This window comes from Streptomyces flavofungini, from assembly GCF_041028215.1.
In the GTDB taxonomy this organism is placed as follows: domain Bacteria; phylum Actinomycetota; class Actinomycetes; order Streptomycetales; family Streptomycetaceae; genus Streptomyces; species Streptomyces flavofungini_B.
Window position 1 is genome coordinate 1 of sequence record NZ_JASKYR010000454.1, and the last position, 6468, is coordinate 6468.

Here is a 6468-nt window from a genome sequence, read left to right on the forward strand (position 1 = left end):
GTGCCCCGCCAGCTCCAGGGAGAGCGCCCCGTGCAGCCGGCTCCAGAGGGTCAGGGCCCGGCGGAGCCGGGCGGGGGAGGCGCCGTGCCCCTCCGCCCACTCCCGATGCCCCGCGATGTGCTGGTCGAGGGCCCCGCCGGAATCGGCCGGTTCCGGCAGCGCCGCGCACGCGTCGAGCAGCGTTCCCATGATCTCCCTGGCGATGGCCGTGACGTCGTCCGGCGCGTGGTAGCCCGGCACGGGCGTCCCGTAGATGAGGAAGTACCGCTGGGGGTCGGCGAGGGCCCATCGCCGCAGCGCGTGCGCGAGGTCCGTGAGATCGCCGCCTGCGGCCGCCTCGGCCCGTACGGTGTCGGCCTGGCTGCGGTACGCGTCGGTGATCAGCTCGGTGATCAGCTCGTCCCGGCTGCCGTAGTACCGGTAGAGCGCGGGTCCGCTCATCCCCATCCGCTTGGCGATCGCGTTCAGCGAGAGCGCCGAGGCCCCGGCGTCGGCGATCTGTTCCCAGGCGCGTTCCTTGATCTCCGCGCGGACCTGCGCGCGGTACCGCTCGCGCGGGGAGGCGGTGCCCGTGCCGCCCGCCGTACCGGCTTCGGCGCTGCCCATGTCCTCACTCCTTAGCTAGCGCTTGACGCTTTAGTTAGAAGGTATCACTGCATCGCTTGACGCCAACTCGGAGCAGTTATAGCTTCTAACTTAAGCGAGATGCGGTAACCATCTCGTGCGGACCAATCACCCCCCCTCCCGCGATGGGGCGGGCGTGAGCCATAGCCAAGGAGGCAGCGATGAACAGCACCGCAGAACGCACCGAGGTGGTACTCCCCGGCCAGGTCGAGCCGGAAGGCCTCCAGTTCCGGCGCGGGCCCGTGCCCGTGCCCGGGACCGGTCAGATCGTCGTCGCCATGGAGGCGACCGGCGTCTCCTTCGCGGAGCAGCAGATGCGGCGCGGCCGGTACTACGACCAGCCGCCCTTCCCTTTCGTCCCCGGCTACGACCTCGTCGGCACCGTCCTGACGGCGGGCCCCGGCGTGCCTCCCTCGCTCACCGGCAGGCGGGTCGCCGCGCTGACGAAGACCGGCGGCTGGGCCAGCCACGTCCTGCTCGACGCGGCGGACGTCGTCGAGGTGCCCGAGGGCATGGCCGCCGCCACGGCGGAGACCGCGGTGGTCAACGGCATCACCGCCTGGCAGATGCTGCACCGCAGGGCCCGCGTGCGGGCCGGGGCGACGGTCCTGGTGCACGGCGCCAACGGCGGGGTCGGCACGCTCCTGGTCCAGCTCGCCCTGGCCGCGGGCGCGCGCGTCATCGGCACGGCGTCGGCCCGCCACCACGAGGCCCTGCGACGGCTCGGCGTCGATCCCGTGGACTACCGCACCGAGGATGTCCCGCGCCGGGTGCGGGAGTTGGCGCCCGGCGGGGTGGACGCCGTGTTCGACCACGTCGGCGGGCGCGGCGTCATCGACTCCTGGCGGCTGCTCGCACCCGGCGGGACGCTCGTCTCGTACGGCACCGCCGCGACCCGCGACGACACCGGGTCCAAGCAGTGGCCCGTCCTGAAGATCCTGGGCAGGGTGTGGCTGTGGAACGCCCTGCCCAACGGCCGCCGCGCCTGCTTCTACAACGTCTGGGCGGGCCGCGCCTTCGGCAAGGACCGCTTCCGTGCCCGGCTGCGCGCCGACCTCACCCAGGTCTTCGCCGCCCTGGACCGCGGTGAGATCACCGCGAGCGTCGCCGCCGAACTGCCGCTGGCCCGCGTCGCGGAGGCCCTGCGGCTCGCCGAGTCCGGCACGGTCAGCGGCAAGGTCGTCCTCACACCCTGACCGGCGGTGCCTGATCGGCGGTGCCTGATCGGCGGTGCCGGGTCGGTGGTGCCGGGTCGGCGGTGCCCGGCAGGGGGATCGACCGGTCGACGTACGGGCTGAGCCCGTACGGGTCACTCCAGCGCGCCGACGCCCACGGCCCCGGACTTGAATGGACAGGTGACCGGGCCACCCGACGACTGCCTCGCGCGCAACGAATGGATCTGCGGTGAGTATCTGAGCACCCGCCGCCAGATCCTCCTCGACGCGGTCGTGCAGCATCTCCAGCTCACCTCCCTGTCCGTGCTGATCGCGCTGGCCATCGCCGTGCCCCTCGCCGTGCTCGCCCGCCGCTGGAGCCTGGCCGCGGGCCCGGTCCTCGCGCTCACGACGGTCCTGTACACGATTCCCTCGCTCGCGATGTTCTCGCTGCTGCTCCCGGTCTACGGCCTCTCCGCGCCGCTCGTCGTCGCGGGCCTCGTCCTGTACTCGCTCACCCTGCTCGTGCGGAACATCCTGGCCGGACTGCGCGCCGTCCCCGAGGAGACCCGGCAGGCCGCGCGCGGCATGGGCTACGGCCCGGTGCGCCTGCTGCTCACCGTCGAACTGCCGCTCGCGCTGCCCGCCGCCATGGCCGGGCTCCGGATCGCCATGGTCTCCGCCGTCTCCCTGGTCACCGTCGGCGCGATCGTCGGCTTCGGCGGCCTCGGCAACCTCATCTACGCGGGCATGAACACCTACTTCAAGGCGCAGGTGCTCACCGCCTCCGTGCTCTGTGTCGTCATCGCCGTCGGCGCCGATCTGCTGCTGCTCGGCGTGCAGCGGGTCCTGACGCCCTGGACGAGGGCGGTGCGCGCGTGAAGACGCTCGGTGACGCCTGGGCCTGGCTCGGCGACCCCTCGCACTGGTCGGGCGACGACGGCATCTGGCACCGGCTCACCCAGCATCTCGTCCTCACCGTCGTCTGCCTGGTGATCAGCTGCCTCATCGCCCTGCCGGTCGCGCTCGTCCTCGGCCACCTCGGCAAGGGGGGCGCGCTCGCCGTCAACATCTCCAACGTCGGGCGCGCGGTGCCCACCTTCGCCGTACTCGTCCTGCTCCTCCTCACCCCCCTCGGCACCTGGGGCGACGGACCGACCGTCGTCGCCCTCGTCCTCTTCGCCGTACCGCCGCTGCTCACCAACGCCTACGTCGGCATGCGCGGCGTCGACCGCAGCGTCGTCCAGGCGGCCCGGGGCATGGGCATGACGGGACGGCAGATGCTGTGGCGGGTCGAACTCCCGCTCGCCCTGCCGCTGGTGCTCAGCGGGGTCCGCATCGCCGCCGTCCAGCTCGTCGCCACCGCCACCATCGCCGCGCTCGCGGGCGGCGGGGGACTCGGCCGGATCATCACGGCGGGGTTCAACCTGGCGAGCACCCCGCAGGTCGTGGCGGGAGCCGTGCTGGTGGCCGGGTTCGCGCTGATCGTGGAGGGCGTCTTCGAGGCCGCCGAGCGGCTCGCGCCGGGGTGGACGCGGGGGAGGTCCTGATGAGGAGCCGTATCGCGGCGGCGGCAGCGGCGGCGTCGCTCGCCCTGGTCGCGGGCTGCGCGTCCGGTCCCTCCCTGGAGAACCGGGGCGAGGTCACCGCACCGCCCGGCGACAGCAAGAACCTCACGGTCGGCTCCGCGGGCTTCACCGAGTCCGACCTGCTCGCCCAGATGTACGCCCTGCTCCTCAACAAGGCCGGGTACGGCACCAAGATCCTCTCCGTGGCCAACCGCGAGCTGTACGAGCCCGCCCTGGAGTCCGGGCAGATCGACGTCGTCCCCGAGTACGCGGCGACGTTCGCGGACTGGCTGAACGCCAAGGAGAACGGTGCCGACGCCGAGCCCGTGGGCTCCCCGGACGTGGACGCGACCATCAAGGCGCTGCGCCGCCTCGCCGCCCCGCGCGGCCTCACCGTCCTCGACCCCGGCAAGGCGGTCGACCAGAACGCCTTCGCCGTCACCGCCGCCTACGCCCGGCAGCACCGTCTGAGAACCCTGAGCGACCTGGGCAGATCCGGCCTGAAGGTGCGGCTCGCCGCGGGCGACGAGTGCGTGCGGCGCCCCTACTGCGCGCCCGGCCTGAAGAAGGTCTACGGGATCGACCTCACCGGCGTCGACCCCAAGGGCGTCGGCACCACCCAGGCCAAGAAGGCGGTCCAGAGCGGTCAGGACCAGATGGTGCTCACCACCTCGACGGACGCCACCCTCGACGACTTCGGCCTCGTCCTCCTCCAGGACGACAAGCACCTCCAGAACGCCGACTACCTCGTCCCCGTCGTCAACCGCTCCCGCGCGGGCAGCGAGGGCGTCGCCGCGGCGCTCGGCCGCCTGGGCCCGGTACTGACGACACAGGACCTGGCCTCCCTGAACGAACAGGTAGACAGCTGGCGCCGCCTCCCGCAGGACGTGGCACGGGCCTATCTGGAGGACAAGGGCCTGCTGTAGCTCCGGCGGCGGCACCCCGCCAGGGTCTGCGGGGACCACGCACGCAACCGCGCCCGACCCGCGACGCCGAGACCCGTCGCGGCGCCGAGTCCCACCCGCCCGCCTGCGCGGAGGCCCGCCCGGTTCGTGGCGYYGAGGYCCGCCYGGCCGCCTGYGYCGAGGTCCGCCCGGTTCGCGGTGCTGAGGTCTGCCCGGCYGCCTGCGCCAAGGCCCGCCCGGCCAGCGCAGCGGCTACGCGTCGGCGACCGAGTCGAATTCCACCTGCGTCCGTGCCAGGCCCTGCGCGTCCGCGTCCACCGACCGCCGCAGTGCCTCGTGCAGCTTCGCCGGGGTCAGGACGCCCAGGAAGCGCGCGCCGTCCAGGACCGCGACCCAGCCCGCGTCGTGCTGGAGCATCACGCCGAACGCCTGCTTCAGCGGGGCGCCCACCGGTACCCAGGAGTTCATGCGGTGGGCCAGGTCGCCGACCGTGCCGCCGGAACCCGCGAGCCCGACCTCGTCGACACCGACCCAGCCGTGCAGATCGCCGTCCGTGTCCAGGACGACGGCCCAGCGCGCCTCCTCCGCACGCAGCCGTGCCGCCGCCTGCGCGGCGGGCTCGTCCAGGCGGGCGACCGGCGGCTGCTCCAGGTCGTCCGTCTGGATCTCCGTCACCGAGAGCCGCTTGAGCCCCCGGTCGGCCCCGACGAACTCGGCGACGTACGGCGTCGCGGGCGACCCGAGCACCGCCCCCGGCGTGTCGAACTGCTCGATCCGCCCCTGTCCGTACACCGCGATACGGTCCCCGAGCCGCACCGCCTCCTCGATGTCGTGCGTCACAAGCAGAACCGTCTTGCGCACCGCCGACTGCATCCGCAGGAACTCGTCCTGCAACTGCTCGCGCACCACCGGGTCGACCGCCCCGAACGGCTCGTCCATCAGGAGGACGGGAGGGTCGGCCGCGAGCGCGCGGGCCACCCCGACCCGCTGCCGCTGACCGCCCGAGAGCTGCTCGGGATAGCGGGAGCCGAAGGTCTTCGGGTCCAGGCCCACCAGGTCGAGCAGCTCCGCCGCCCGCGCCCTGGCCCTGGCCTTCTTCCAGCCGATGAGCGCGGGCACGGTCGCCGTGTTGTCCAGGACCGTGCGGTGCGGGAAGAGGCCGACCTGCTGGATGACGTAACCGATCCTGCGGCGCAGGCGCACCGGGTCCACCTCGGCGATGTTCTCGCCGTCCACGAAGATGCGGCCCGACGTGGGCTCGATCAGCCGGTTGACCATCATCATCGTCGTCGTCTTGCCGCAGCCGGACGGGCCGACGAGGGTGACCAGTTCACCTTCGGCCACCTCGAAGGAGAGGCCGTCCACGGCCGTGGTGCCGTCCGGATAGCGCTTGGTCACCTGCTCGAACCGGATCATGCACTCACGCTAGCCGCGCCGGTCACTCACCGCTCATCAGCACCACCTCAAGGGTGCGCGGCCCATGCACGCCCTCGACCCGGTCCAACTCGATGTCGCTGGTCGCCGAGGGCCCCGAGATCCAGGTCAGCGGACGCGCCGGAGCGAGCCGCTCCAGGGCCAGGGGTACGGACGGCACGACCTGGTCCGGCACCCGGACGACGCAGATGTGGTGGTCCGGCACCAGGGTGATACGGCGCCGGCCCTGGTCGGCCGAGCCGTCGAGGACCAGCGTGCCGGTCTCGGCGACGGCGACCGCGCAGCCGGTGACGACGCTGTCCACCCGGTCGAGCTCGTGCGCGGTGCTCTCGGCGCGGTCCGGCACCCGCGTCGCGTCGACCGCCTTCAGCCAGTGCGGCGGCAGCCCCGGCGGCACCAGCACCGACTCCGCGCCGCGCGCCGCGAGCAGCCGCGCCAGAAGCTCCGGAAGCTCCCCGGCCGTGCACCGGTGCACGACCGCCCGGTAGTCCGCGAGGTTCTCCGCGAGCAGCTCGACGGTCTCCTCCGTGCCGCGTCCGCCGTGCTCCCGCGCATACCGGCGCCCCACCGCCGCCTCGTACGCGGTGTCGTCCTCCGGCACGTCCGCGAGCGCCCGGCGCACCCGGCCAAGGATGATGTCCCTGCTGCTCATTTCCCGCCGCTCCGCTCCGTCGTGCCGCCCCTCGTCCGCTCCCACCAGTCACGGAACGGCTCCGCGGGCACCTCCGGCAGATCCCGCGCCGCGCTCCACGCCCTGCCGGGCCCCGGCAGGGCGTGGAGCGC

7 protein-coding genes are annotated in these 6468 nt (G+C 73.2%); 4 read left to right on the forward strand and 3 right to left on the reverse strand.

Going from position 1 to position 6468, the window contains the following annotated elements; genetic code table 11:
* The coding region (locus AB8Z36_RS26735) for a TetR/AcrR family transcriptional regulator (RefSeq protein WP_369215934.1) at positions 1-606 on the reverse strand (606 nt) is incomplete at its 3' end.
* 179 nt (positions 607-785) lie between these two features.
* Between AB8Z36_RS26735 and AB8Z36_RS26740 the strand changes: the two genes are divergently transcribed.
* The 4 genes from AB8Z36_RS26740 to AB8Z36_RS26755 all read left to right on the forward strand — a co-directional run bounded on the left by AB8Z36_RS26740 (position 786) and on the right by AB8Z36_RS26755 (position 4272).
* Positions 786-1820, forward strand: a complete 1035-nt coding sequence (locus AB8Z36_RS26740) for a medium chain dehydrogenase/reductase family protein (protein ID WP_369215935.1) — start codon at positions 786-788, stop codon at positions 1818-1820.
* A gap of 159 nt (positions 1821-1979) precedes the next feature.
* Positions 1980-2660 carry an ABC transporter permease gene (locus tag AB8Z36_RS26745; RefSeq protein ID WP_369215936.1) on the forward strand — a complete coding sequence of 227 codons (681 nt, stop codon included), beginning with the start codon at positions 1980-1982 and terminating at the stop codon, positions 2658-2660.
* Positions 2657-3328 (forward strand): ABC transporter permease, encoded by a 672-nt coding sequence (locus AB8Z36_RS26750; protein WP_369215937.1) that lies wholly within the window; start codon positions 2657-2659, stop codon positions 3326-3328. The genes AB8Z36_RS26745 and AB8Z36_RS26750 overlap by 4 nt, the downstream gene beginning before the upstream one ends.
* A complete protein-coding gene (locus tag AB8Z36_RS26755) occupies positions 3328-4272 on the forward strand; it encodes an ABC transporter substrate-binding protein (protein WP_369215938.1) in 945 nt (314 codons plus the stop codon). Before AB8Z36_RS26750 ends, AB8Z36_RS26755 begins: the two co-directional genes overlap by 1 nt.
* A 231-nt stretch (positions 4273-4503) precedes the next feature.
* On the opposite strand, the gene AB8Z36_RS26760 is transcribed toward AB8Z36_RS26755, so the two are convergent.
* Both AB8Z36_RS26760 and AB8Z36_RS26765 read right to left on the reverse strand, forming a co-directional pair.
* Positions 4504-5667 (reverse strand): ABC transporter ATP-binding protein, encoded by a 1164-nt coding sequence (locus AB8Z36_RS26760; protein WP_369215939.1) that lies wholly within the window; start codon positions 5665-5667, stop codon positions 4504-4506.
* Between the two features lie 22 nt (positions 5668-5689).
* Positions 5690-6337 (reverse strand): LutC/YkgG family protein, encoded by a 648-nt coding sequence (locus AB8Z36_RS26765; RefSeq protein WP_369215940.1) that lies wholly within the window; start codon positions 6335-6337, stop codon positions 5690-5692.
* Between the last annotated feature and the right edge of the window lie 131 nt (positions 6338-6468).